The organism is Acidocella sp., assembly GCF_050253495.1.
GTDB lineage: Bacteria > Pseudomonadota > Alphaproteobacteria > Acetobacterales > Acetobacteraceae > Acidocella.
Window position 1 is genome coordinate 181680 of sequence record NZ_JBFWIX010000002.1, and the last position, 23906, is coordinate 205585.

The following is a 23906-nucleotide window of genomic DNA, read 5'->3' on the forward strand; positions in this document are numbered from 1 at the left end:
AAAGGGCGGCGAGGTTGCCCCCGCCGCCCTTCGCGGTTTGCGTGGCCGCTCAGTGCTTCTTCACCGCGTCCTTCATGCCGCCAATGGCGTTTTGTACCTTGCCTTCCACCTTGTCGGCCTTGCCTTCGGTTTGCAGCTTGGTGTCGCCGGTCATCTTGCCGGCCATTTCCTTCAGATTGCCCTTGGCCTGCTTCAGGGCGCCTTCGATGCGATCCTTGTCCATGCTCGATCTCCTTGGTTGGTGACGTTTTGGTTGTTGACGTTGAGTGACAGCCCCGCGTCCGGTCGACGCGGCTTCGGCCATCTTAAGGGCTGGGTGATTTCGGCGCGTTGGCATTGGCGCTGTTGGTCAGCGCGTGCCCGCCCTGGGACATATCTTGCCCGAGCCCGGCCGTGGTGTGGCAGGCGGTCAGACCCGCGCCGATGCACAGTATCGCCGCCATCCCGAAGATTAGCCTGATTTTTGAAACCATTGCCTAACATCCTCGTGGTTTTGAATGCAGCCGCGTCATGTTGCGGGCGGCATGAGTCGCGATGTCGGGATTGTGTTTTAAATCTTCAAGCCAAAATCTTGAATATTTCAAAACATAAAGATTTTCGTCATGGCGGGGGCGGTGATGCTCCGCTCAGATCATTCCGAATTCTCTTGCCAGAAGCTCATAAGATTTCGTTCTGACCGCGGGATCGTAAACCGCGGTGGTGATGGCGATCTCATCGAGTTGCAGTTCCCGTTCCAGCTCGCGCAGCCGTTCGGCCACGCGGGGCGCGGCGCCGATGAAATTGCGTTGCAGGGAGATTTGCATTTGCGCTTTTTCGGTTTCGGAAAAATCGAACTGTTCCGCCTCCTCCGGCGAGGGCAGGGGGATATAGTGGCCGCGATTGCGCATGGCCCAGAAGGCACCGCGCGATTTGGCCCAGTAATTCGCTTCCTCCTCGGTTTCGCAGGCCAGCGCGAACACGGTCACGGCGGCGCGTTTCTGCGCCTCGGCCGGCTCGGGCTGGCGGAACTGCGTGTGGTAGGCGTGCAGGGCTTCGCTGGCGCCGGCGCCATCCGAGAAGAAATAAGCGAAGGCATAAGGCAGGCCGAACCAGGCGGCGAGCTGGGCGCCGTAATTGGAGCTGCCGAGAATCCAGATTTCCGGCGCGTGCGGGCCGCGTGGCTCGGCGATGATGGTGCGGAACGGGTGGTCCGCCGGCAAGGGGGAGCCGCTGACCCAGGCCGCCACGTCGCGCACCTGGGCGGGGAACATGTCCGCCGCCGTGTGGGCATTGGGGTTCAGCGCCAGGGCGGTGCGGCCATCCGAGCCGGGCGCGCGCCCCAGCCCCAGATCGATCCGCCCGGGGGCGATGGCTTCCAGCACCCGGAATTGTTCCGCCACTTTCAGGGCCGCGTAATGCGGCAGCATGATCCCCGCCGCCCCCACGCGGATGCGCCGGGTGCTGGCGGCGATGGCGGCGGCCAGAATTTCCGGAGCCGACCCCGCCACCGAGCCGGAGCTGTGATGCTCGGAGAGCCAATAGCGATGATAGCCGAACGCCTCGCAGGCCTGGGCCAGAACGATCGATTCGCGGATCGACGCATCGGGCGATGCGTTGGTGCGAATGGGGGACTGATCGAGCACGGAAAGTTTCATGCCGTTCATATAGTGCGCGCCACCCGTCATGCCAGCGTTTGACGCGGCCTATTGCGGGTGTTTCACCGCCCGCGCCGTGCAGGTGGGCGCCGCCGCGAGGGTTTGAAAAATCACGCAATAGCGCTCCGTGCTTTTGAGCAGCCGGGCGAGCGTTGCCGCGTCCGCGTCCGTGTCGAGTTCAAAGCACAGGCTGATGGGCCCAAGTCCGATCGGCACCGCGCGGTCGATGGCCAGCGTGCCGCGCGCGTCCCAGGATGAATCCGCCACGACACGGCCATGGCGCAGCACCACCCCCATGGAGGTGGCCACGGCGGCCAGCGTGACCCCCGCGCAGGCAACCAGGGATTCAAGCAGCATATCCGCCGAACAGGCCTGTCCGGCGGGCCCGCCCGCCGCCGGATGCAGGCCGGAATATTCATGGCGCGGGCCAGAGAGCCGGCAGGTGAGGTGTTCCTGGTCGATCAGCGCTTCCGCCCGCGCGGGCACCAGGGCCTGGGCGGGGTTGTCCCGGTAATGTTGTTTCAGCGGCGCCTGGATAGCGCGCAGCGTTTCAGCGTCCATGGTCGGCCTTCCTCAGGGTTTCGTCGATTATGAAACGATTTTCGCGCAAGGCAATTTTCGCGCAAGGTCGCTGTCGCGCAAGGCAAGGCCCCGGCCAAGGCTTGTCGGGCGGCGGGAAGCTGGAACGCGGATATTAGAAGCTTCTGGAGCGCAGCGTCATCAGCCGCTCATCCGGCGACCACAGGATGCGGGTGGGGGCATCGCCGACAAACACGCGCGCCCGTTCCAGGCCCGTCTGCCCCTGCAATGTCACATGCACCAGCCGATAGCGGACCGATTCGTAATTGCGGAGCCTGACCAGCATGTCCGCATTGACCCGGATCACCATGCCGGGCACGTGGTTTCCGGGGGCGCGGCGCAGCGTGGGGTAGCGCGCCCCGCGCAGCAGCACGCGGGTGAAGCCATGCAGCCGCGCGGGCTGGGGAGCATGCCTGACCGGCCGGCCCGCGCAACGGCCAAAAGCCTCCTGGTCTGTCAGCGTGCCATAGACGAAAATCTTCATCCGAAAATCTTGCTCCAATTGTGTCGCAGCGCCGCATCCACATCCGCCATGCTGGCCTTCACGCCCAGGGCCTGAAGGCTGGTCACGCCATGTTCGCTGATGCCGCAAGGCACAATGCCGGTAAAGTGGGAAAGCTCCGGCGCCACGTTCAGGGCCAGCCCATGCCAGCTGACCCAGTGCGAGACCCGCACCCCGATGGCGCCGATCTTCTCCTCCCGCCCATCCGGCCGGACGACCCAGATCCCCACGCGCCCCTCGCGGATCTCGCCCTTCACGCCGAATGCCCTCAGCGTCTCGATGACCCAATGCTCCAGCCCGGCCACATAGCCGCGCACATCCCGCGCCGGAACGCTCCCATGCGGGCGGGAGAGATCCAGCATCACATAGGCCACGCGCTGGCCGGGGCCATGATACGTCCATTGCCCGCCGCGTCCGGCCTTGTAGGTGGGAAAGCGGGTTGCGTCCTGCAAATCTTCCGGCTTGGCGGAGGTGCCTTGCGTATAAAGCGGCGGGTGCTGGACGAGCCAAACCAGCTCCGCGGCCTCCCCGGCGTGGATCGCCTCCACGCGCGCGCGCATGTGCGCCAACGCGCTTTCGTAGTCGGTCAGGCCAGGGGAAATCTCCCAGGCCGGTTGGTTTTGCTTCATGGTTTCCCCTGTTGCAGGCCCCGGGATCATAGTCTATAGGCTCCCGGCCTCGATGCGGTCGTGGCGGAATGGTAGACGCGCAAGCTTGAGGTGCTTGTGGGGGAAACCTCGTGGAAGTTCGAGTCTTCTCGACCGCACCAATCTCTCTCCTTCGGAAATCGCATGGCGGGGCCTGTTGCCTCGCCGCCGCCATTGCGCCATGAACCTCTTGGTTATTGATTCCGGGAGGATGAACAGAAACATGGATGAGGGTTTACGCAAGGCCGCGCTGGATTACCATCGCTCTCCCCGGCCGGGGAAACTTGCCATCGTCGCGACCAAGCGCATGGAAACCTCCCGCGATCTCGCCTTGGCTTATTCGCCCGGCGTGGCCGCCGCCTGCGATGCGATCGTCGCCGACCCCGATGCCTCTTTCGACCTGACCTCCCGCGCCAATCTCGTCGCGGTCATCACCAACGGCACGGCGGTGTTGGGGCTGGGCAATATCGGCGCGCTGGCCGGCAAGCCGGTGATGGAGGGCAAGGCCGTCCTGTTCAAGAAGTTCGCCGGCATCGACAGCTTCGATATCGAGGTGAACGAGCCGGATCCGGATAAGTTCATCGAGACCGTGGCCCGCCTCGAACCCAGCTTCGGCGGTATCAATCTCGAAGACATCAAGGCGCCGGAATGCTTCAAGATCGAGCAGACCCTGCGCGCCAAGATGAACATTCCCGTCTTCCACGACGATCAGCACGGCACCGCCATCATCGTCGGGGCCGCGGTGCTGAACACGATGATCGTGCAGAACAAGAAGATCGAGGAGGTGAAGATCGTCACCTCGGGCGCCGGGGCGGCGGCCTTGTCCTGCGTGAACATCCTCAAGGCGCTCGGCGCGCGCCCCGAGAACATCACCATGACCGACAAGGAAGGTGTTGTTTACAAGGGTCGCCCCAATCTGGACCCGACCCTGGTGGACGTCGCGCGTGAGACCGACGCGCGCACCCTGCCGGAGGTTCTGCCAGGGGCGGATATTTTCCTGGGCCTGTCGGCCCCACGGGTTTTGAAGGAAGAGTGGCTGCCCCTGTTCGGGCCAAACCCGCTGATCCTGGCGCTGGCCAATCCGGAGCCGGAAATCATGCCCGACATCGTCCAGCGCGCCCGCCCGGACGCGATCGTGGCGACAGGCCGCTCGGATTTTCCCAACCAGGTCAATAATGTCCTGTGCTTTCCCTTCATCTTTCGCGGCGCGCTGGATGTGCGCGCCACCGCGATCACCGAGGGGATGAAGCTGGCGGCCGTGCGCGCCATCGCCAATCTGACCCATGTCGAGGCGTCCGACACCGTGGCCGCCGCCTATGGCGGGCAGGCGCCGGTCTTCGGGCAGGATTACATCATTCCCAAGCCGTTCGACCCGCGCCTGATCCTGCATGTCGCCCCCGCCGTGGCGCAGGCGGCGATGGATGAAGGCGTGGCCCGCAAGCCGATCGCCGATTTCGAAGCGTATATGCATGAGCTGGAGCGGTTCGTGTTCCGTTCCGGCCAGTTGCTGCGCCCGGTCATCGAAGTGGCGCGCAAGGCCCGCCCCCGCATCATCTATGCCGAGGGTGAGGATGAACGCACGCTGCGCGCGGTGCAAAGCGTGGTGGATGACGGCATGGCCAGGCCTCTTCTGCTCGGCAAGACCGAGGCGGTGGCGGCCAAGATCCAGTCGCTGGGGTTGCGGCTCAAAATCGGCACGGATGTGCAGGTCATCGATCTGGACCGCGACGAGGCTCTATATGAAAGGCTGCTGGCGGCGTATTCCAAGCGCGTCGGGCGGCGCGGCACGCCACCCGACGCGGCGGCCCGCCATATCCGCAAGCGCCCCACCGTGACCGCCTCCATGCTGCTGGAGCAGGGCGAGGCGGACGCCGCGCTATGTGGCGGCACCGGCGATTGGTGGCGCCAGTTCCAGTACGCTCTGCCGATCGTGCCGCGTAAATCCAGCTCCGGGCGCGTCTATACGATGACGGCGTTGATCCTGCAGGCTGGCCCGCTCTTCTTCTGCGACACGCACGTCAATACCGACCCGACCTGCGAGGAGATCGCGGAGATGACGCTGATGGCGGCCGAGACGGTGCGCCATTTCGGCATGACGCCGAAAGTGGCGTTGCTCTCCCATTCCAATTTCGGCGCCTCCAACTCGCCCTCCGCCAAAAAGATGCGGAAGGCATTGCGGTTGATCCGTGAGTTGAACCCGAATCTGGAGGTGGATGGCGAGATGCACGCCGATGCGGCGCTGGCCGAGCAGATCCGCCTGCACGCATTGCCGGATTCCACATTGAGCGGCACGGCGAATCTGTTGATCTTCCCCAACATCGATTCGGCCAATATCGCTTATAATCTGGTGAAGGCGACCGGCGAGGCGGTGACCGTCGGGCCGATGCTGCTGGGGTTGGAAAAACCGCTGCATATCGCGGTGCCCAGCACCACGGCGCGCGGCCTCATCAATCTCTCCGCCGTGGCGGCGATGGAAGCGGCGCTGGCGGCGCAGAAATAAGCGCCAATATTCTCTGGCCTTCTGGCCTTACTCCCCTCGCGAGGGCCTTCCATCGTGGGGGCCTTCCATCGCGGGGGCAAGGTGATGTGTCTCTCTACGCAGCCCCGGAGCATTTCCGGGGCTGTGTCGTTTCAGGCCGTCACGTCGATGCCGGAGCCGCTGGAGGAGCTGGCCGCGCTGGCGCTGCCATTGGCGCTGCTGGCGGAAGCCGGCGTATGTGTGGGCGGGGTGGTGGTGATGGAGACGATCTGGTCGTTCTTGTCGCGCACCGTGGTAACGGTGGCACCGTCCGCTTCCGTGGTGACGGTGGTCGTGTCGCCCGATGTACTCGATGTACTGCTGCTTGCGCTGCTGCTACTGGCACTGCTGCTGCTGCTGTTGCTGCTCAGGGCCGCGCTTGAGGCGCTGCTGGCGCTGACGGAAGAAAGGCTGATGGGGCTGATGCTCATGAGCAACTCCTCTGGAATTCACTTCATGGATGGAAATGAACCAGGAAGTTGTTAACAAATGGTTTGCAATTTCAGGCAATCCGGTCAGGGGGGCTCAAAGCAGCTGTAAAACAGCCTTCGCCGCCGCTTCGGATGGGGCGCCCTCCGGCGCGCGCAGGCTGGCCAGCGCCTGGGCGAATCCGGCGCGCTGGGCCGCCGCCTGGGCGGGGTCGCGCAGCAGGGCGAGCATCGTGTCCGCCAGCCTGTCCGCCCGGCAATCCTCCTGCAGCAATTCCGGCACCAGCGCCCGGCCCGCCAGCAGATTGATCATGGCCACGTGGGGAACCTTGATCAGCCGCCGGCCGATGGCGGCCGAAACCGGGTTCACCCGGTAGGTGACGGCCATGGGCACGCCCGCCATGGCGAGTTCCAGCGTCGAGGTGCCGGATTTGGTGAGCGCCGCCCGGGCGGCGGCAAACGCGTCGTAGCGGGCCGATATATCCTGCACGATGATGGGTTTCACCGGCCAGTCCGCCACATGCGCGCTCACGGCATCGGCCATGCCGGCGGCGGCGGCCACCACCGGCACCAGCGTGGGCATTCGTGGGTGCAGCAGCGCCAGGCAATCCTTGAAGACCGGCAGCAGGCGCCGTGTTTCCGTTATGCGCGAGCCTGGCATCAGCACCAGCGGCGCGGCGTCCGGCGCCAGGCCGTGAATGGCGCGAAAGCGCGCCGCATCGCCTTGATCCGCGCCGGATTCCAGAACCGGATGGCCGGTAAATACCGGGTGCAGCCCGTGCGGCGCGAAAAAAGCCGGCTCGAAGGGCAGCAGGCAAAGCAACTCTTCCCACAAGCCGGGAAAATGCTTCACGCGCCCCTGCCGCCAGGCCCAGACCTGCGGGGCGACATAGTGCACGCGTTTCGGCCCGCCCGCGCCGATGGCCTTCAGCACCCGCAAGGTGAAGCCGGGGCTGTCGATGGTCAGCAGAATATCGGGTTTTTCGGCATGGATCGCCTCGATGGTCTGGGCGAGGCGCTTTTTCAGATGCAACACCCGCGGCAGAATTTCCGCGATGCCCATCAGGGCCAGCTCCTGCATGGGAAACAGCGAGGTCAACCCGGCTTCCTCCATGCGCGCCCCGCCAATGCCCGAGAAGCGCACCTCCCGGTTCTGGGCGCGCAGGGCCCGCATCAGCCTGTAGCCGAGCACATCGCCGCTGGCCTCTCCGGCGATGATGAAAATCCGGCTCATGCCAGGGGCACGGCGCGGGCGGGCGCAACATCCTCCCAGTCCCGGTGGTTCAGCACGGCTCCTTCCCGCCGCACCGCGTCGATGGCGGCGAAATCCAGTTCGGCGAAAACCAGCCTGGGCTCGTTCAGCGCGCCGGCGGCGGCCACCCCATCGTCAGGAAATCCCGCATCGCAAGGGGTGAAGAGGGCGGCATGGCCGATATTCACATCGATGGAGCCCGACCATGCGGCCTCGCCCACCAGTGGAATGACGGCGACATAGCATTGATTTTCCACGGCGCGCGCGCGCGCGCATAGCCGCACGCGGTTGAACCCGGCCGGAGAGGCCGTGCAGCACGGCACCAGGATCAGCTTCGCCCCCGCCGCCACCTGCGGGCGCATATGCAGGGGAAACTCGGAATCATAGCAGATCGAAACGCCGATGCGCCCGAACGGCGTTTCGAACACTTTGGGCGCCATCCCGCCCGCAACCCCCCATTCCTCATCCTCGAAGCGGGTCATCGCCTGTTTGTCCTGGAATTCCAGCCGCCCGGAAGGGGCGATGAAGGGCGCGCGGTTGCGGATTTTGCCATCCGCGTCGCGCATCGGCAGCGACCCGCCGAGAATATAGAGCTTGTGGCGCTTGGCCATCTCCACCAGCTCGGCCAGTATCTCATCGGCCTTGGCGACGGCATGGAGCAGCTCGGCCTCGATATCGGGGGATTTGATCTCGGCCCCGGCGCAGACCATGGCGGCATATTCCGGCAGGGCCAGCAGGTCCGCGCCCGCCAGCGCGGCCTCGGCGGCCAGGCGCTCGATGCGCAGCAGGAAGGCCTTGAAACTGGCGGGCGGCGAGACGCCAAACGGGGCAAGGGCGAGTTTCATAAATCTTTTATCCAGAATGTCAGTCGTTTTTGTGTTTCGGCCGGTTCGCCAATGTCCTTCCAGGACATGAGACAGGTCAGGTCTTCCCGGGGCCGGTAGCCGCGATGGCGCCAGAATTCATCCAGCGGCACGTAGGTCTTGGGGCGCAGCGGGTGGTCGGCGGGGCGTTGCACGGCGCAGAAGCAACTGCGCGCATATCCCGAAGCCTGGGCCTCGCGCGCCTTGAAGAAGGCAACCCCCACCCCGCGTCCGCGATAGGCCGGGTCCAGCACGCTTTCGCCGAAATAGAAGATGCGGGAGACATCCATGCCCGCGTCGAGAAAGGGTTTGCGTACATTCGGCGTTTCCGCCGCCAGCGGCAGGCAGGTGGCGGCGCCGACGATTCGCGCGCCATCCTTCGCCAGGACGATGGCCGCCCCCGGCACGTTCAGATAGGTCCGCAGATACGCCCGTTCATAGGCTTCGTCGCCCTCGTAAAGATACGGAAAAGCGCGGAAAACCTCGATCCGCAGCCGGGCCAGGGCGGGCAGGGCGGTCTCGGCGGCGGCCCCGCCGAGGGTCTCGATCGTCAGGCCGGAAGGGGCGGGCATGCTCATTTGCCGGGCAGAATGTCCGCCCGGCGCGCGGCTGCCAAGCCCCCCTCACGGCGTGGCGATCAGCTTCTGGGCGGCGGCGATGAAATCCTTCAGCGCGCTTTTCTTGTCCGCGAGGCTCATGCCGGGCTTGTTGGCCAGCACCGGGCAATAGGCCGCCACCAGGGTGTTGGTGAGGTCGGCGTTGCTGATGGCGCTGTTCTTGGCCCGCATGGCGGTGATGAGTTCACGGGTACGGTTTGGCAGGGTGGCCGCCGTGGCGCCCTGGTAGATATCGAGCAGCCCCTTGCCCGGATCGGCCACGGTGGTCGGCCCGCCGGCCGGGGAGATTCGGGGGCAGCCGAGCTTGTCGGCCGCCTGGCCGGCGATGGGCGGCAGGTCGCCGACGGCGCGCAGCCTCATCACCTGGGCCGGGGTGGTGTCGGCGCTGCCCTTGTTGCCCCAGGCGGTGCGCACATAATTGGAGATGTCGGCGATTTCCTGGTCGGAAAGTTTCGCGCCGAAGGCGGGCATTTTGGGGCCTGGATGCGCCCAGCTATCCAGCCCGGCCAGCACCGCGCCGATGACGTTGTAAGGCTGCTGGGCGGTGATGGAATCATTGCCCGCCAGATTCGGCACGAAATGCGGCAGGCCGCGCCCGGTGGCGCCATGGCAGGCGGCGCAATTGCTGGCATAGAGCTTTTGCCCGCGGGCGATGGAGGCATCCGCGTCCGCGATGGCCGGGCCCGGCGGGGTGATTTGCGGCTTGGTGCCGTGCTGTAGATAATCGGCCATGTCCTCGATGTCGGAGACGGGCAGCTGGCTGGTGGAATGATCCGTCATGTCGCCCATGGCGCCATAGGGCGAGCCTTTCACCATATTGCCGTCGTCATGCAGATACGCGACGAGATCCGCCTTGCTCCAGCCGCCCACGCCATAGGTTTTGTCGGAGGAGATGTTGGGGGCGTAGAGATTGTCGATGGCCCCCCCCGCGAGGGCCTTGCTGGCGATGCTCGCCTGCATGATGTTGCGCGGTGTGTGGCACTCCCCGCAATGGCCCAGCGCCTCGGTCAGATAAGCGCCGTTTCGCATCTGCTCATCCCAGGACGGGTTCATCTTCATCGGGCCGGATTTGAAGAAGAGCATCCGCCAGCCCAGCAGCACCGGGCGCTGGTTGAAGGGAAATTTCAGCGAATTGGGAATGCGCGGCGCATCGACCGGCGGCAGGGAGTCGAGATAGGCCTTGATCGCCATGACATCCTGGTAGGACAGCTTGGTGTAGGACGTATAAGGCATCGCCGGGTAAAGATATTTCGGAAAAACCAGAAACTCGCGTCCCGGAGCGACGCCATCGTGCAAGGCGGCGTAAAATTGCTTGTCCGTCCAATCGCCGATGCCGGTTGCCTTGTCCGGCGTGATATTGGGGGTGGAGAGCCCGCCAAAGGGGGTTTGCATCACCAGCCCGCCCGAGAAGGGGGCCCGGCCCGGCCCGGTATGGCAGGGCATGCAATCCGCCGCGGTGGTGAGATATTTGCCGCGCGCGATCAGCGCCGCCTGGTCCGTGGGGGTTGAGAGCGAGGCGGCCGGATAATCGGCCGTGCCGTCAGCCGAGGCGATGCGGCTGGCGGCGATGGCGCCCAGGCCGAGCAGCAGAATGGCTGCGGCGAGCAATGGGCGCAGGGCGGGCGGTCGCGGCGGTCTGGCGGACATGGAACATTTCCCTGAAGCTTATTTGTTCAGGGCTATTTCGCCGAATTGTCCTGTTTCGATCAAGTCTGTGTGTAAAGTGTGTCAGGATGGACTTGCGGCGTTGCGATCTCGACCAGTTGGCCGTCCCGCACGGCGGTGTAAAAGCAGCTTCGCCGGCCCGTATGGCAGGCCACGCCGGTCTGATCCACCCGCAGGAGCAGCGCGTCGCCATCGCAATCGATCCGCAGCTCGATGAGCGCCTGGACCTGGCCGGAGGTTTCGCCCTTGCGCCAGAGCTTCCCGCGCGAGCGGGAAAAATAGCAGACCCGTTTTTCGCGCAGCGTCTCTTCCACCGCCTCGGCATTCATCCAGGCCATCATCAGCACCTCGCCCGTGTCGTGCTGCTGGGCGATGGCGGCAACGAGACCGTCCGCGTTGAAGCTGATGGCGGAAAGAACATGCTGGAAGTCGCTCATGGGGGGAGATGAGCGGCAGGGGCGGGGAAAGTCAACTTGCCAGCATGCCGTTGCTCAGACAGGCCTCGTCGAACCGGCGGACGATCTGGCCGTCGATTTCATGGCGCGCGGCGTCGCGGTAATCGACGCGGGTGATCAGATCGGCGATGATGGCCAGGCGCGCGGCCTTCTTGTCGTCGGCCCGCACCACCAGCCAGGGGGCGGCGGCACTGTCCGTGCCCAGCAGCATGGCGTTGCGGGCCTGGGTGTAATCGTCGAAATGTTTCAGCGCCTTCTCGTCGATGGGGCTGATCTTCCATTGCTTCAGCGGGTCCTGGTGGCGCGCTTCCAGCCGTTTTTTTTGCTCCTGGCGGTCTATGTCGAGATAATATTTCACCAGCGTGATCCCGGCCTCGGCCAGCATGATCTCGAACACCGGCACGGTGCGCATGAATTCGTGATATTGCGTCTCGGTGCAGAACCCCATCACCTTTTCCACCCCGGCGCGGTTATACCAGGAGCGGTTGAACAGCACGATCTCCCCGCCGGCGGGTAAATGCCGGACATAACGCTGGAAATACCATTGCGTGGTCTCGACATCCGAGGGTTTGGGCAGCGCCACCACCCGTGTCTCCCGCGGGGACAGATGCTCGGTGATGCGTTTGATCGTGCCATCCTTGCCGGCACCGTCCCGCCCTTCCAGAATCACCAGCAGCCTGCGCCCCTCGCCAATGATGTGGCGTTGCATCTTGACCAGCTCGATCTGCAAATGGCGGAGCCGTTTTTCATAGCCATGATCCTTGCTCATGGGGGCAGGATAGGCCCGCGCGCGGGGTTGGGCAAAACCGGTTTTATTCGGCGATGGCGCGGCTGGGTGCTGGCCGCGCGGCAAGGCTGGTCCGGCCCGCCAGCAGGGCGCCTCCGCCCAGGGCGAGGCCGCCCAGAATATCCGAGAGATAATGCCCGCCCATGGTCGGCGAGGCGGCTATGACCAGTATGTTCAACAGGCGAAGGGGCCAGCGCAGGACCGGGGGCAGACAGCCCGCCGCCCGCAGGCACAGAAGTGCCAGGCAGGCATGAAAAGACGGAAAGGAGACAAGCCCCTGGGCGGTGGCGAGATTGACGGTGCGCAAGGTGCCGGCGCGCAGCGCGGCATATTGCTGTACATAGGCGGTGGTGGCGGCGGCGGGCGCGTGAAACCAGACAAAGGCCCCCGCCGCGGGCATGGCCGTGCCGATGAGCACCGTGAGCAGCCCCGTGGCGGCGAACAGGCGCCATAGCCGCCGGGCCGGGCCGGCATGGCCAGACAGGCTCAGCAGCAGCAGCAGCGCGATGAATTCCGGCCCCAGGGACAGATAGGCGAAAGACAGTAAATCCCGGATGGGAGGATGCGCCATCACCCATCCCGCCAGGACGGGCCAATGAAATCCCAGCGCCGCGTCCAGCGCCGCCAGGCGCGAATCCCATAGCGGCAGCGGCGCCCACGCATCGAGCAGCATGTTCAGCGTTTCCGCGGCGGCGGAAAACAGGATCAGCTTCGCCCCCAGCTCCGCGGTCAAGGCCAGGCGCGGGGCACGGCGCGGGCCGGAATAAATCCAGGCCAGCAGGCTGAGCAGCGCGGCGGCGGCCACGATCGACAAAGCCGGCTTCCAGGCCAGCCGCAGGCCGGATCGCGCGAAAAGGCAGGCATCCGTCAGGATCAGGCCGGCGATGAGCCAGGCGGCGGGGTATCTCATGTTGCTCGGCGGCATGCCGGGACCATAGGCATGGCCGCGCCCCAAGTCACCGGGGCGTTTGTCCCGCAATGCTAGGGCATGGGATTGATTTGCCCGGCAATTCCCTCTTGGCGCCGCCTCACCTAGGGTGAGGCTCGAACGGATAACGGGGATTTGAATGCAGCAGGATGTTTGCGATGTGGCGACGGCGCTGATCGCCGCGTTCGAGGCGAATGACCGGAACGGCTATTTCAGCCATTTCACGCCCGAGGCGCGTTTTATCTTTCACGGCGTGCCCTTCGTGATGGAAAGCCGCGCTGCCTATGAGGCGGAATATGACCGCTGGGTGCGCGAGGATGGCTTCACGGTGCTGGAATGCACCAGCACGCATCAGCATGCGCGAATTTATGGAGAGAGCGCGGTGTTCACCCATCGCACCTTCACCCGTGTGCGCACCAAGGCGGGCGAAAGCAGCTGTCATGAGCGTGAGAGCATCGTCTTCATCCGCCAGAAGGGCAAATGGCTGGCGGTGCACGAGCATCTTTCGTTGCTGCCGGACTGAGGCGCGCGCATGCGACGAGGGGGACCGCAAGCGGCTCCCCCTCGCGCGACCGCATGAAACGGCGGCTCAGAACGTGACGATGCCTCTCAGCCCGATCACCAGCTCGTTGCCGAGCTTCTTGCTGGTGTCGTCCGGATCGTCGATGCCCCCGCCGGGATTGATGACATATTGAATATCCGGTTGCAGCACGAGCCAGGGCGTGGCCTGGGCTTGGTATGTGGCCTCGATCAGCGTCTCGGTGCCGGGGCGGCGTCCGCCATCGGCGGCGATGGCATCCGCCGCGCGGGACGACACATGGGCGACCCCGAAATCCAGCCCTGCCTGGTCATTGTCACGGCCAGGCAGGGGCGCGGTGAGGGTCACACCGCCATTGAAGCCGAAATCCACGTAATTCTGATCGCCCGGCGCGCCCATGATGCGCCCAAACACGTTCAGCGTGCGGCTGCCATTGGCGGGAGACTGCCAGACGGTCTGATCCACGACGCCGTAAAGGCTGTAATTGCCACGATGGTTGTAATCGTAGAGCTGGTCGGGGAAGGTCGCGGAATCGTACCAGCCGCCGAATTTATAAGTGCCGGGCAGGCCGAACATCTTGGTGCTGTACTGGATCTCGGCGATCCAGAGCGCGCCGTTATTCAGGTTGAAGCGCCCGCCGCGCGGGTCCAGCGCCTGCTGGTCGTCGTCGAAGGCTCCACCGCCGGGGTCGTCGTCGAACACGCCGGCCAGGATGGCGACATGGTCATTGGGTTTGAACTGGCCGCGCACCCCCAGCGAGCTGAGCGGATAGGCCGGGCCGCCGCCATAGAGATCCACGGAGGGAATGATCGGCCAGCCGGCCATGGTGTTCACGAACAGGCCGGAATAGTCGCTGACCATGAATTCATTGTCGATGCTTTGCTGGCCGAACTTGATGTCGAACCTTCCGTCCGGCGTGGCCTGGTCGTACCAAAGTTCCCATAGGCGGGTGGCATTCTCCCCCTCGTCGCCGTTGGCGGCCTGAAGATTGTCCAGATAAGAGGCGCTGAGCTGCTGCCCGTGAATTTGCAGGGCGGAGACATGGAACGTCCCGCCCTGAATGCCGAAGGCCTTACCGGTATCCACATCCAGGGTCATGGTGGTGACGCCTTGCATGGTGGCGCCGGTCTTCACCCCGCCCGAGACATTGCCCAGCAGGTTTTCCGCGTCATTGATGCCGATGCTCACGCCATATGCCGCCAGGGCGGTCCGCAGGCCGCCCATATCCCCCAGCAGGCCGGTATTGGCGTCATCCTGCGCCATGGCGGGCGCGGCCAGCGCGGTCAGCAGCGCGCACAGGCTGGCGCCCCGCCAAGATTTGAAAACTCCCATAGTCACTCCTCTCTGTTCAGCCTTGCGGCTGGTTCCGTGCAAGACGGCGCGGTTTGTCGCGTCTCGCTTATATGCAATTAAGAATTATTTGCAATATTACAAAATCACGACGATATATTATAACATACTAAACAGAAGACGACGCAAGGGGGGAACAGGGCCAGGCCCGTCAAATCGCTCGATCGAGGAGGCCGTGCCGTGAAGTTTTACGGATATTCTGGGGGCGAGCGCCTTGCATGCAAAACCCCGCGAGCCTTGGCTTGGCTCAAGATATCGCCCGGCCGCGCCGGTGCGGTGGGCCGGCCGCCAAGCCGGGTGCCGGTCAAAGGCGGCGATACATCACCAGCGCATCCACCTCGCCCTGTTCAGGATGCCGGAACGCGCCGGGCAACCGCCCGATCGTCTCAAACCCCATGCCCCGCCAAAGCCTGACCGCGCGCTGATTGGTGCTGACCACGAGGTTGAACTGCATGGCCCGGAAACCCGATGCCCGGGCCACCTCCAGGGAGTGCAGGCACATGGCGCGGGCAATGCCTTGTCCGGCCGCCCATCCCGCGGTGACATAGCCGCAATTGGCCACATGCGCGCCGCCGCCGGCCTGGTTGGCCCGAATATAATAAGTGCCCAGGCTCTGCCCGTCCTTCTGCGCGACGAAGCTTTGTTTCTCCGGCGCCAGCCAGTAGGCCAGGGCCTGTTCGCGCGTCCAGTCGCGCGGCAGGGCATAGGTTTCACCAGCCCGGATCATGGGGGAGAGGATATCCCAGATGGCATCCGAATCGGCGGGCGAGGCGGGGCGGATGGTGATCGTCATGCCTCTCTCTTTCCGCTTTTGGCTTTGTTTGCCAAGTATGGGGCGCCGAGCCGTGACTGCCAGGAGCGACGCTGTGACGAAAATTGTTTCCTTCACCCGGGTCCTGAACGAGGACGACATCATCGAGGCCTTCGTGCGCCATCACGCCGCCCATCTCGATGAGATGCTGTTTCTGGATAATGGCAGCACGGACCGCGGTGTCGAGATTCTGCGCGCCCTGCGCGATGAGGGCTTTCCCCTGAAGCTGTTCCGCAACCATGCCGTCAGTTTCGATGAAATCGCCGTCAATAGCTGGGGGTATCAGGCCGCCTCGCAGGTCATGGGGGCCGATTGGGTGGTGTTTCTGGATGCGGATGAATTCATCGCCACCCCCGACTCGCTGCCCTTGCTCACAATGTTGCCGCAAGACCAGCTCGCGGTCAGCGTGCCGCTGGTGCATTACGGGCAGGTCGGCGCCGAGGATGAAGACGAGCCGGTGGTGCCCTGGCGCCTGCGCTGGCGCAAGGTCGCGCCGAGCGGTGTGAACAAGGTGATGGCCCGCGCCAAGCTGCCCACGCTCCTGGCCGGGGCGGGGAATCATGCGGTGTTCGTGAACGGCAAGGAGCTGGAGGCACCGCCTCTGCCGGGTGTGAGCCTGGCGCATTATCCGCGCCGCAATGGCTGGCAGGCCGCGCAGAAATGGGCCGCCGGCCGGCTGAAGGCGCTGGCCTCCGGTGCGCCGGGGGCTTTTTATTCGGGGCATTACGTCACGCCTTTTGAAATCCTGCGCGACCAGCCCGAGATGTTTTTGCTGAATGAGGATTTTTTCGCCCGGGAGTTCGATAAATCCTCCGCCACGGAGGATCCACTGGCCTATCTTGGCGGAGTGCTGGCCTATTACCAGCCTTCGGACCCGAGGCTGAAGGCCTTGTCGGGCTTTCTGCATCTGGCCGAGAAGCTGGCCATCCAGCATGGCAAGCTGCTGGATGAATCGCCTCAGGCCCGCTCTCTGGTGGAGGGTTGGAACGCCCGGCGGGACTTCCTGTTTTGAGGTGGTGCGCATTGAAATCCGGAAAAGCCGGGTTATCTCACAAAGACGAGGCCCGCCATGCCATGTGACGCATTGCATTTCGTCACAATTTCGGCTTAAGCCGGAGGCCGACTAACCGCAACAGGAGACTTTCCGATAGCCAGACCGCCAGCGCCACCCGTTCCGCCCTCTCGTGAAGGACCACGGGTCAACGAAGAAATCAGAATCCCGCAGGTTCGTCTGATCGACCAGGATGGTGAAATGATCGGGGTGTTGAGTACCCGGGACGCCATCGCGCGCGCCTATTCCGTGGGGCTCGACCTTGTCGAGATCAGCCCCAACGCGGAACCCCCGGTGGCGAAGATCCTCGATTACGGCAAGTTCAAGTACGAGCAGCAGAAGAAGCGCAACGAGGCGCGCAAGAAGCAGAAGGTCGTCGAGATCAAGGAGGTGAAGGTTCGCCCCAATATCGACGAGAACGACTACCAGGTGAAGCTGCGCGCCATGAAGGGGTTCATCGGCGAGGGCGACAAGGTCAAGGTCACTTTGCGCTTCCGTGGCCGTGAAATGGCCCATCAGGAGCTGGGCGTGAAGGTTCTGGAACGTATCCGCGGCGATATGGAGATCGACACCAAGGTCGAGCAGATGCCGAAGATGGAAAATCGCCAGATGGTCATGGTCCTGGCCCCGCGCTAAAGGCCGAAGCGTTTCGCGTGGACCCGGCCCGGGCCCTGTGGCCCGTGCCCAAAGACCATCCGCTTCGGCGTTTTGGCTGCGAACCATCGAGACGTTGGCAGACGAGACGTTGACGGAATTTACGGTGCGTTTTCCACGAAAACGCTGAGGATCAAAATAAAAGCCCGGCTTCTGGCCGGGCTTTTCGCGTTTCGCATGCGGGGCAGGGGGGCTTACTCGGCCTTGGCCTTCTCGGTCTCGGCCGGTTTGGCGCGCGGCGGGCGGCCCCGGCGCTTTGGCGCGGGCTTCACGGCGGGCTCGGTCAAGGTCAGCTCCGGCGCGGCGGCGGGCGGGGCATCCGCGACGATGGGAATGGCGCGTGTTTCCGCCACCGGCTCGGCCTGAATCTCGGGCTTTGCTTCGGCCTTGGCGGGCTTGGGCTGGTTTTTGATTTCGGGCTGCTCGCCCAGCCCGGCGGGTTCCTCACGGCTGGCGGCCCGCAATTCGGCCTCAAGCGCGGAGCTTATATCGATCGGCGTTTCCGCGACGGGTGCGGCGGGACGGTAAGGGCGTTCCTGCCTGTCCTGGCGTTCGCGCGGCTGAAAATCCTGGCGCTGGCGTGGCTCGAAGCGCCGCTCCTGCCGGTTTTCCCGGTTTTCCCGGAATTCGCGGTTATCCTGGCGGCCTTCCTGGCGCGGCTCGCGGTTTTCTTGGCCTTCGCCCTCGGCGGCGGGTTCGCGGCGCGGCTGAAATTCGCCTTGGTTTTGATTGTTGAAGCGCTGTTCGCCATTCTGCTGCCCGCCCTGGCCGGGAGGCGGCAGGCCCTGGGCGGCGTTGATCGCGCTCAGAATGCGGAAATAATGCTCGGCATGCTGGTAATAAGCCTCGCCCAGCACGCGGTCGGCCGAGGAGGCGGCGTCGCGCGCCAGTTGCGTATATTTATCATAGAGCTGCTGGGCCGTGCCGCGCACCCGCATTTCCGGACCGGAGCTGTCGAAGACATGGTTGCGGTTGAGCGGAATGCCGTTCTGCTGGTTGCGAAACCCGCCTCCGCCTCCGCCGCCCGAACGGTGGTTGCGTCCACGCATGCGCTTCATATTCATAGGCTCGTGTCTATCCTCGTCTGCTGGCTTGCGCGGTGCGGCATATGAATGCATCGCCCTTCTGGCTCCGGTAATGCCGGAGACTCGTGAGCATAACGGCCCGCGCTGCCTGTGCTTAGCTGTAAAAAATCATTCTGCCAATCGCTTATTTGCAGAATTTAAGCGTTATGGCGCGCTCCATGCCGGAAAGATCGCGGCGCGGAACATAATCGAACCCCGCTTGGCGCGCCAGCGCCGCCACGGATATGGCCTGTCCCGCGCCGAGTTCAAGTACCGCCAGCCCATCCGGGGCTAAAATACGCGGCAATTCACCGATGATCGCCCGGTAGGCGGCCAGGCCGTCGTCTCCGCCATCCAGGGCGCTCGCGGGCTCGTACCCGGCCACCTCGGGCATGAGGGCGTGAAGATCGGCGCTTTCTATGTAAGGCGGGTTGGAGAGCACGAGGTCGAATGGATGGTCGAGCGCGCCGGCCCAGTGCCCGGCCAGAAACGCGGCCCGCTTGGCCAGCCCCAGATGACGGGCATTGTCGCGGGCGAGGCGCGTGGCGTCGGGGTTCAAATCCACCCCCACACCGAACGCATCGGGGAATTCATGCAGGCAGGCCAGCAGCAGGCAGCCCGTGCCGGTGCCAAGATCCAGGATGGCGCGTGGCTTCAGGCCGGATTCCAGCACCGCCTCCACCAGCGTTTCCGTGTCCGGCCGGGGGATCAGCGTGGCGGGAGATGTCATGAAATCCAGCCCCCAGAACTCCTTATGGCCGGTGATATAGGCCAGCGGTTCACGCGCCGCGCGCCGTTCCAGGGCTTGGGCGTAGCAGCCAGGGTCCACCTCGTCGCGCGCCAGCAGCCCGGCGGCGTTGGTGCCCAGGGCGAAGGCCAGCAGCAGCCTGGCCTCCCGGCGCGGCGCCTCGATCCCGGCTTGTTTCAGCCGGACGGTGATTTCAGCAAGCGCCTGGGCGGTCGGGATCAAGCCTGTTCGGCCAGCCGGGCCGCCTGGTCCTCGGCGATCAGCGCGTCGATGACATCCTCGAATTCCCCCAGCATCACCCGGTCGATCTTGTGAAGCGTCAGGTTGATCCGGTGGTCCGTCACCCGCCCTTGCGGGAAATTATAGGTGCGGATGCGCTCGGAGCGGTCCCCGGTGCCGACCTGGCCCTTGCGGTCGGCCGCGCGGGTGGCGTTCACGCTGGCGCGCTGCTGCTCATAAAGGCGCGAGCGCAAAATCTTCATGGCCTTCGCGCGGTTCTTGTGCTGGCTGCGCTCCTCCTGCATCGCCACCACGATGCCGGTGGGCAGATGGGTGATCCGCACCGCCGATTCGGTCTTGTTCACATGCTGCCCGCCAGCGCCCGAGGCCCGGTACACATCGATGCGCAGATCCGCCTCGTTGATGTCCACATCCACCTCCTCGGCCTCCGGCAATACCGCGACGGTGACGGTGGAGGTATGAATGCGCCCCTGCGTTTCCGTGGCGGGCACGCGCTGCACGCGGTGCACGCCGGACTCGAATTTCAGCTTGGCGAAAACGGATTTGCCGGTGATCTCCGCCATGGCGCCCTTGATGCCGCCCAGCTCGTTCTCGTCATAATCCAGAACCTCGAACCGCCACCCCCGCAAGGCGGCATATTTCTGATAGGCGCCGAATAATTCGGCGGCGAACAGCCCGGCCTCGTCTCCGCCCGCGGCGGGGCGGATTTCCAGGATGGCGGAGCGCTCATCGGCCTCGTCGCGTGGCAGAAGCGCCAGGCGCACCGCCATCTCCAGCTCGGGAAGCCGCTGTTTCAGCGCCTGTAATTCGGTTTCGGCCAGTTCCTTCATGTCCGGGTCGGCCAGCAGCCCCTCGGCGTCCTTGCTCTGTTTTTCCGCCTCGCGCAGGGTGGAAATTTTTTCCTCAACCGGGATGAGTTCGGAAAGCTCCTTCGAGGCTTTCACGAATTCATCGCCCGAGAGCGTGCCGGAGAGCATGAAGCGCAGCTCCTCGGCCCGAGCCATGATCCGGTCGAGCTTCTGTTCCAGCGCGGCGCTCATGCGCCCAGGCGCTCGATGAGCGTTTCGGGCGTGACATCTTCCTGGGCGCCGTCGGCGAGGTTTTTCAGCCTGATCTCCCCGCCCACCAGCACGGCGAAGCCCGCGCCGGATTTATTGGCCCGCTCCAGCCGCTTCTTGGCGTTGCCGGAATAGCCGGTCTCGGCGGCGATGCCGCGGTTGCGCAGCAGATTGAGGATCTCCAGGGCCCGGCCCTCGGCTTCGCGGGACATCGGAATCACCGCGACGGGCTGAACCATGGCCGGCGGCGCCGCGATCAGCATGGCGAGCCGCTCGATGCCCGCCCCCCAGCCGATACCGGGCACGTTGGGCCCGCCCATCTGCTCCACGAGCCCGTCATAACGCCCGCCCGCCATCACCGTGCCCTGCGCGCCCAGCGCGTTGGTGACGAATTCAAAGGCGGTGTGGTTGTAATAATCCAGCCCGCGCACGATGCGGGGGTTTTCCTCGAACGGCACGCCAAAGGCGGTGAGGGCGGCTTTCAGCCCGTCGTAAAACGCGGCCGCGTCCTGTGTGAGATGCGCGTAAATCAGCGGCGCGTTCGCCACCAGCGCCTTGTCGCCCTCATCCTTGGAATCCAGGATCCGCAGCGGGTTTTTCTCCAGCCGCAGCTTGCTGTCCGCCGAAAGCTCGTCGGCATGGGCGGAGAAATAGGCCACCAGCGCGTCGCGGTAATTGGCGCGGCTTTGCGCGTCGCCCAGCGTGTTGATGTTGAGCACCACATCCTTGGCGATGCCCAGCTCGTTCAGAATGCGCCAGCCGGCGGAAATCGCCTCCGCGTCGGCCAGCGGGGAGGCCGGGCCAAGCAGTTCCACGCCGATCTGATGAAATTGCCGGTAGCGGCCCTTTTGCGGGCGTTCATAACGGAACATCGGCCCGGCATAGAACACTTTCTGCGGCAATGTCTGGGTCAGGCCGCCGGTGATCAGCGCGCGGCACACGCCCGCCGTGCCCTCCGGACGCAGCGTGAGGGACTCCCCGCCGCGATCCTCGAAACTGTACATTTCCTTGGTCACCACGTCCGAGGTTTCGCCCAGCGTGCGGGAGAACACGCGTGTATCCTCGAAGATCGGTGTCTGCCATTCGCAGAACCCATACAGCCTGGTCACGCGGCGCGCGGTTTCGATCACGTGGAAATGCCGAGCCGCGTCCTCGCCGATCAGATCCTTCGTGCCGCGTACAGGTTGCAACTGGTTTGCCATATCCGTCCCACCGTCAAAACAAAACGCCGGAGCGCATTGCCGCTCCGGCGGGTTCAAAATATCAGAAACGCGAAGCTATTCGGCCGCGAGCTGCGCCGCCTTCTTCTCCGCCTCGATCGTCTCGGCCTTCTTTTCCACCAGCTCGACCAGATGCTCGATCATCTGCTCTTCGGAGATCGTGTGATCGGTCTTGCCGGCGGCATAGATCATGTGCCGCCCGCCGCCGCCGCCGGTAAGGCCGAGATCGGTCATCAGCGCCTCGCCGGGGCCGTTCACCACGCAGCCAATGATCGACAGCGTGATCGGCGCCTCGATATGCGCCAGACGCTCCTCCAGCGTCTCCACCGTCTTGATGACGTTAAAGCCCTGGCGCGCGCAGGACGGGCAGGAAATGATGCGCACGCCGCGATGGCGCAGGCCCAGGGATTTCAGAATATCCCAGCCGACAAACACTTCTTCCTCCGGCTCGGCGGAGAGAGAGACGCGCATCGTATCGCCGATGCCCGCCCAGAGCAGGGAGCCCAGCCCGATGGAGGATTTCACGGTGCCCGCGCGTTTGCCGCCCGCCTCGGTGATGCCGATATGCAGCGGATGGTCGCATTGCTCGGCAAGCTGCTGATAGGCCGCCACGGCCATGAACACGTCCGACGCCTTCACGGAAATCTTGAATTCGTGAAAATCGTGATCCTGGAGGATTTTCGCGTGTTCCAGGGCGGATTCCACCAGCGCGTCGGGGTTTGGCTCGCCGTATTTTTCCAGCAGATGCTTCTCCAGCGAGCCCGCGTTCACGCCGATGCGCATGGAGCAACGATGGTCGCGCGCGGCCTTGATGACTTCCTTCACGCGCTCCGGGCTGCCGATATTGCCGGGATTGATGCGCAGGCAGGCGGCTCCGGCCTCGGCGGCTTCGATTCCGCGCCGGTAATGAAAATGAATATCCGCCACGATGGGCACGTTGACGCGCTTGACGATCTCCTTCAGCGCGGCGGTGCTCTCCTCGTCCGGGCAGGAGACGCGGACAATATCCACGCCCGCCTTCTCGGCGCGCAAAATCTGCGCGACGGTGGCTTCCACATCCGTGGTGAGGGTGTTGGTCATGGTCTGCACCGAAATCGGCGCATCGCCCCCCACCTTCACATTGCCGACGCTGATCTGCCGGGATTTGCGGCGGTCGATCTGCTGATACTCACGGTAGTTCATGATGTTCCTTTACGGGGCGGTTCCGGTACTTCCGGTGGTTCCGGTATTTCCGGTATTTGGGGAAGGCGTGGCCGCCGCGGCCGGAGCCGTGCCGCTGGCGGCTGGTGTCAATTGGTAGCCGCGCAGCACCACCCCTTCGGCACCCAGGGGCTGCCCGGCCGTGCCATCGGTGACGATGACCGTGCCGCCCGCATTGCCGGTGGTCATTTTCAGCCCGGCTTCCTGGGGAACGGGCCAGCTCTCCCCGGCATGCAGCACCTTGCTGAACAGGATATTGCCGCTGCTGTCGGTTACTTGCACCCAGGCATCCTGGGTGGCGCTGATCACCATGCCGGCCCCCGGCGCGCCGGGGGGCGGGGCGGCTGACGCCGCCGCGCCGGTGGGGGGGACGGGCGTGGCGCTGGCGGCTGGCGCTGGCGTGGGAGATGGCTGGCTGGCGGTGGCGGGTTGCGCCGGCGCCGCCGCGGGCGCGCCGCCGGACTCATCCGGCGGCGTTTGCGTTTGGGCTTGCGCCGTCGCGGTGGCCTGTTCAGGTGGCGCGGGTTGCGCTTGAGCCGGAGGGGAGGAGGCTTGCGGGGCGGGCGGGACGACCTTGGGCGGCGTGGCCAGGGGCTGAAGCTCGGCCGGCACTTGCGGCACGGATTGCGCCAGGCGGCGTTGCTGCTCGGTATGATGGTACCAGAAGATATAACCCGCCACGACCACCACGATGCCGATCAGGACGATGGCCCCCTTGGGCACACCACGGTCGGGCACCGGGGCCAGGAACTGGATTTCCGCTTTAGGCGTTTCACCCATCTGCCCGGCTTCGCGGAAACGGCGCAGGATTTCCTCGCCGTCCAGCCCCAGCGCCTGGGCGTAGGAGCGCACGAACCCCGCGCGGTAGGCCGGGCCGGGCAGGGAGGAGAGATTGCCGCTCTCCATGGCGGAAATAAATTCCGGGCGGATACGGAGTCCCTCCGCTACCTCCGGCAATTTCCAGCCCAGCCGTTCGCGCACCTCCCTCAGCCCCGCGCCGACGCGCGCCGCTGGAGAGATCGCCTCTTGCTCGATAGTCTCTGTTCCGGTCGAATTATCTGGCATGCCGCGTTCTTTTACCCCGGAACGGCGCATCC

General features: G+C 64.7%; 25 protein-coding genes, 1 tRNA gene and 1 pseudogene. 6 read left to right on the forward strand and 21 right to left on the reverse strand.

Annotated features, from left to right (window positions below; translation table 11 throughout):
* Window positions 1–49 precede the first annotated feature (49 nt).
* From AB7D48_RS03035 to lipB, 6 genes are all read right to left on the reverse strand, one after another.
* Window positions 50–223, reverse strand: coding sequence for a CsbD family protein (locus tag AB7D48_RS03035; protein ID WP_427975842.1), 174 nt, complete (start codon window positions 221–223; stop codon window positions 50–52).
* Between the two features lie 82 nt (window positions 224–305).
* Entirely contained in the window at window positions 306–443 is a 138-nt protein-coding gene (locus AB7D48_RS03040; RefSeq protein ID WP_427975843.1) for an entericidin A/B family lipoprotein, read from the reverse strand.
* A gap of 183 nt (window positions 444–626) precedes the next feature.
* Window positions 627–1634: an LLM class flavin-dependent oxidoreductase gene (locus tag AB7D48_RS03045; protein ID WP_427975844.1), complete on the reverse strand. Its 1008-nt coding sequence runs from the start codon at window positions 1632–1634 to the stop codon at window positions 627–629.
* Window positions 1635–1682: 48 nt separating this feature from the next.
* Window positions 1683–2195 (reverse strand): OsmC family protein, encoded by a 513-nt coding sequence (locus tag AB7D48_RS03050; RefSeq protein WP_427975845.1) that lies wholly within the window; start codon window positions 2193–2195, stop codon window positions 1683–1685.
* Window positions 2196–2328: 133 nt separating this feature from the next.
* Window positions 2329–2697, reverse strand: coding sequence for a gamma-glutamylcyclotransferase family protein (locus AB7D48_RS03055; protein ID WP_427975846.1), 369 nt, complete (start codon window positions 2695–2697; stop codon window positions 2329–2331).
* Window positions 2694–3344 carry a lipoyl(octanoyl) transferase LipB gene (gene lipB, locus AB7D48_RS03060; protein WP_427975847.1) on the reverse strand — a complete coding sequence of 217 codons (651 nt, stop codon included), beginning with the start codon at window positions 3342–3344 and terminating at the stop codon, window positions 2694–2696. The genes AB7D48_RS03055 and lipB overlap by 4 nt, the downstream gene beginning before the upstream one ends.
* A 54-nt stretch (window positions 3345–3398) precedes the next feature.
* Between lipB and AB7D48_RS03065 the strand changes: the two genes are divergently transcribed.
* The 3 genes from AB7D48_RS03065 to AB7D48_RS03075 all read left to right on the forward strand — a co-directional run bounded on the left by AB7D48_RS03065 (window position 3399) and on the right by AB7D48_RS03075 (window position 6366).
* Window positions 3399–3484, forward strand: a tRNA-Leu gene (locus tag AB7D48_RS03065).
* A gap of 101 nt (window positions 3485–3585) precedes the next feature.
* Window positions 3586–5862, forward strand: a complete 2277-nt coding sequence (locus AB7D48_RS03070) for an NADP-dependent malic enzyme (RefSeq protein ID WP_427975848.1) — start codon at window positions 3586–3588, stop codon at window positions 5860–5862.
* 147 nt (window positions 5863–6009) lie between these two features.
* On the forward strand, window positions 6010–6366 hold the full coding sequence (locus AB7D48_RS03075) for a hypothetical protein (protein WP_427975849.1): 357 nt from the start codon (window positions 6010–6012) through the stop codon (window positions 6364–6366).
* A 39-nt stretch (window positions 6367–6405) separates the two neighbouring features.
* On the opposite strand, the gene lpxB is transcribed toward AB7D48_RS03075, so the two are convergent.
* From lpxB to AB7D48_RS03110, 7 genes are read right to left on the reverse strand one after another with little or no spacing between them, the layout of a single operon-like run.
* Window positions 6406–7542, reverse strand: a complete 1137-nt coding sequence (lpxB, locus tag AB7D48_RS03080) for a lipid-A-disaccharide synthase (protein ID WP_427975850.1) — start codon at window positions 7540–7542, stop codon at window positions 6406–6408.
* Entirely contained in the window at window positions 7539–8405 is an 867-nt protein-coding gene (locus tag AB7D48_RS03085) for a carbon-nitrogen hydrolase family protein (protein ID WP_427975851.1), read from the reverse strand. Before AB7D48_RS03085 ends, lpxB begins: the two co-directional genes overlap by 4 nt.
* Complete coding sequence (locus AB7D48_RS03090) at window positions 8402–9001, reverse strand: GNAT family N-acetyltransferase (protein WP_427975852.1); 600 nt, start codon at window positions 8999–9001, stop codon at window positions 8402–8404. Before AB7D48_RS03090 ends, AB7D48_RS03085 begins: the two co-directional genes overlap by 4 nt.
* Window positions 9002–9046: 45 nt before the next feature.
* Window positions 9047–10687, reverse strand: a complete 1641-nt coding sequence (locus tag AB7D48_RS03095) for a c-type cytochrome (RefSeq protein ID WP_427975853.1) — start codon at window positions 10685–10687, stop codon at window positions 9047–9049.
* A gap of 59 nt (window positions 10688–10746) precedes the next feature.
* On the reverse strand, window positions 10747–11142 hold the full coding sequence (gene hisI / locus AB7D48_RS03100) for a phosphoribosyl-AMP cyclohydrolase (RefSeq protein ID WP_427975854.1): 396 nt from the start codon (window positions 11140–11142) through the stop codon (window positions 10747–10749).
* A gap of 31 nt (window positions 11143–11173) precedes the next feature.
* The gene (gene ppk2 / locus AB7D48_RS03105; protein ID WP_427975855.1) at window positions 11174–11929 is read right to left on the reverse strand and encodes a polyphosphate kinase 2; all 756 of its coding nucleotides are present in this window, start codon (window positions 11927–11929) and stop codon (window positions 11174–11176) included.
* A gap of 43 nt (window positions 11930–11972) precedes the next feature.
* Window positions 11973–12857 carry a phosphatase PAP2 family protein gene (locus AB7D48_RS03110; protein ID WP_427975856.1) on the reverse strand — a complete coding sequence of 295 codons (885 nt, stop codon included), beginning with the start codon at window positions 12855–12857 and terminating at the stop codon, window positions 11973–11975.
* A gap of 157 nt (window positions 12858–13014) precedes the next feature.
* Between AB7D48_RS03110 and AB7D48_RS03115 the strand changes: the two genes are divergently transcribed.
* Window positions 13015–13398 (forward strand): YybH family protein, encoded by a 384-nt coding sequence (locus AB7D48_RS03115; RefSeq protein WP_427975857.1) that lies wholly within the window; start codon window positions 13015–13017, stop codon window positions 13396–13398.
* Window positions 13399–13464: 66 nt separating this feature from the next.
* Here AB7D48_RS03115 and AB7D48_RS03120 read toward each other — a convergent pair whose 3' ends face one another.
* Window positions 13465–14745 carry a carbohydrate porin gene (locus tag AB7D48_RS03120; RefSeq protein WP_427975858.1) on the reverse strand — a complete coding sequence of 427 codons (1281 nt, stop codon included), beginning with the start codon at window positions 14743–14745 and terminating at the stop codon, window positions 13465–13467.
* Window positions 14746–15067: 322 nt separating this feature from the next.
* Window positions 15068–15556: an N-acetyltransferase family protein gene (locus AB7D48_RS03125; protein WP_427975859.1), complete on the reverse strand. Its 489-nt coding sequence runs from the start codon at window positions 15554–15556 to the stop codon at window positions 15068–15070.
* A gap of 73 nt (window positions 15557–15629) precedes the next feature.
* Here AB7D48_RS03125 and AB7D48_RS03130 point away from each other — a divergent pair, with 73 nt between their 5' ends.
* Together AB7D48_RS03130 and infC are read left to right on the forward strand one after the other, a co-directional pair.
* On the forward strand, window positions 15630–16586 hold the full coding sequence (locus AB7D48_RS03130; protein ID WP_427975860.1) for a glycosyltransferase family 2 protein: 957 nt from the start codon (window positions 15630–15632) through the stop codon (window positions 16584–16586).
* A gap of 135 nt (window positions 16587–16721) precedes the next feature.
* Window positions 16722–17261 (forward strand): translation initiation factor IF-3, encoded by a 540-nt coding sequence (infC, locus tag AB7D48_RS03135; RefSeq protein WP_427975902.1) that lies wholly within the window; start codon window positions 16722–16724, stop codon window positions 17259–17261.
* Between the two features lie 644 nt (window positions 17262–17905).
* Here the strand turns inward: infC and AB7D48_RS03140 are convergent.
* The 6 genes and pseudogenes from AB7D48_RS03140 to AB7D48_RS03165 all read right to left on the reverse strand — a co-directional run.
* Window positions 17906–18343: pseudogene (locus tag AB7D48_RS03140) on the reverse strand (DUF4167 domain-containing protein); the annotation flags it as partial.
* Window positions 18344–18488: 145 nt separating this feature from the next.
* Window positions 18489–19313 (reverse strand): peptide chain release factor N(5)-glutamine methyltransferase, encoded by an 825-nt coding sequence (prmC, locus tag AB7D48_RS03145; RefSeq protein ID WP_427975861.1) that lies wholly within the window; start codon window positions 19311–19313, stop codon window positions 18489–18491.
* Window positions 19310–20371: a peptide chain release factor 1 gene (gene prfA, locus AB7D48_RS03150; RefSeq protein WP_427975862.1), complete on the reverse strand. Its 1062-nt coding sequence runs from the start codon at window positions 20369–20371 to the stop codon at window positions 19310–19312. Before prfA ends, prmC begins: the two co-directional genes overlap by 4 nt.
* Window positions 20368–21591: a histidine--tRNA ligase gene (gene hisS / locus AB7D48_RS03155; RefSeq protein WP_427975863.1), complete on the reverse strand. Its 1224-nt coding sequence runs from the start codon at window positions 21589–21591 to the stop codon at window positions 20368–20370. The genes prfA and hisS overlap by 4 nt, the downstream gene beginning before the upstream one ends.
* Before the next feature lie 75 nt (window positions 21592–21666).
* The gene (gene ispG / locus AB7D48_RS03160; protein ID WP_427975903.1) at window positions 21667–22794 is read right to left on the reverse strand and encodes a flavodoxin-dependent (E)-4-hydroxy-3-methylbut-2-enyl-diphosphate synthase; all 1128 of its coding nucleotides are present in this window, start codon (window positions 22792–22794) and stop codon (window positions 21667–21669) included.
* Between the two features lie 6 nt (window positions 22795–22800).
* Window positions 22801–23874 carry a helix-turn-helix domain-containing protein gene (locus tag AB7D48_RS03165; protein WP_427975864.1) on the reverse strand — a complete coding sequence of 358 codons (1074 nt, stop codon included), beginning with the start codon at window positions 23872–23874 and terminating at the stop codon, window positions 22801–22803.
* Window positions 23875–23906: the final 32 nt, after the last annotated feature.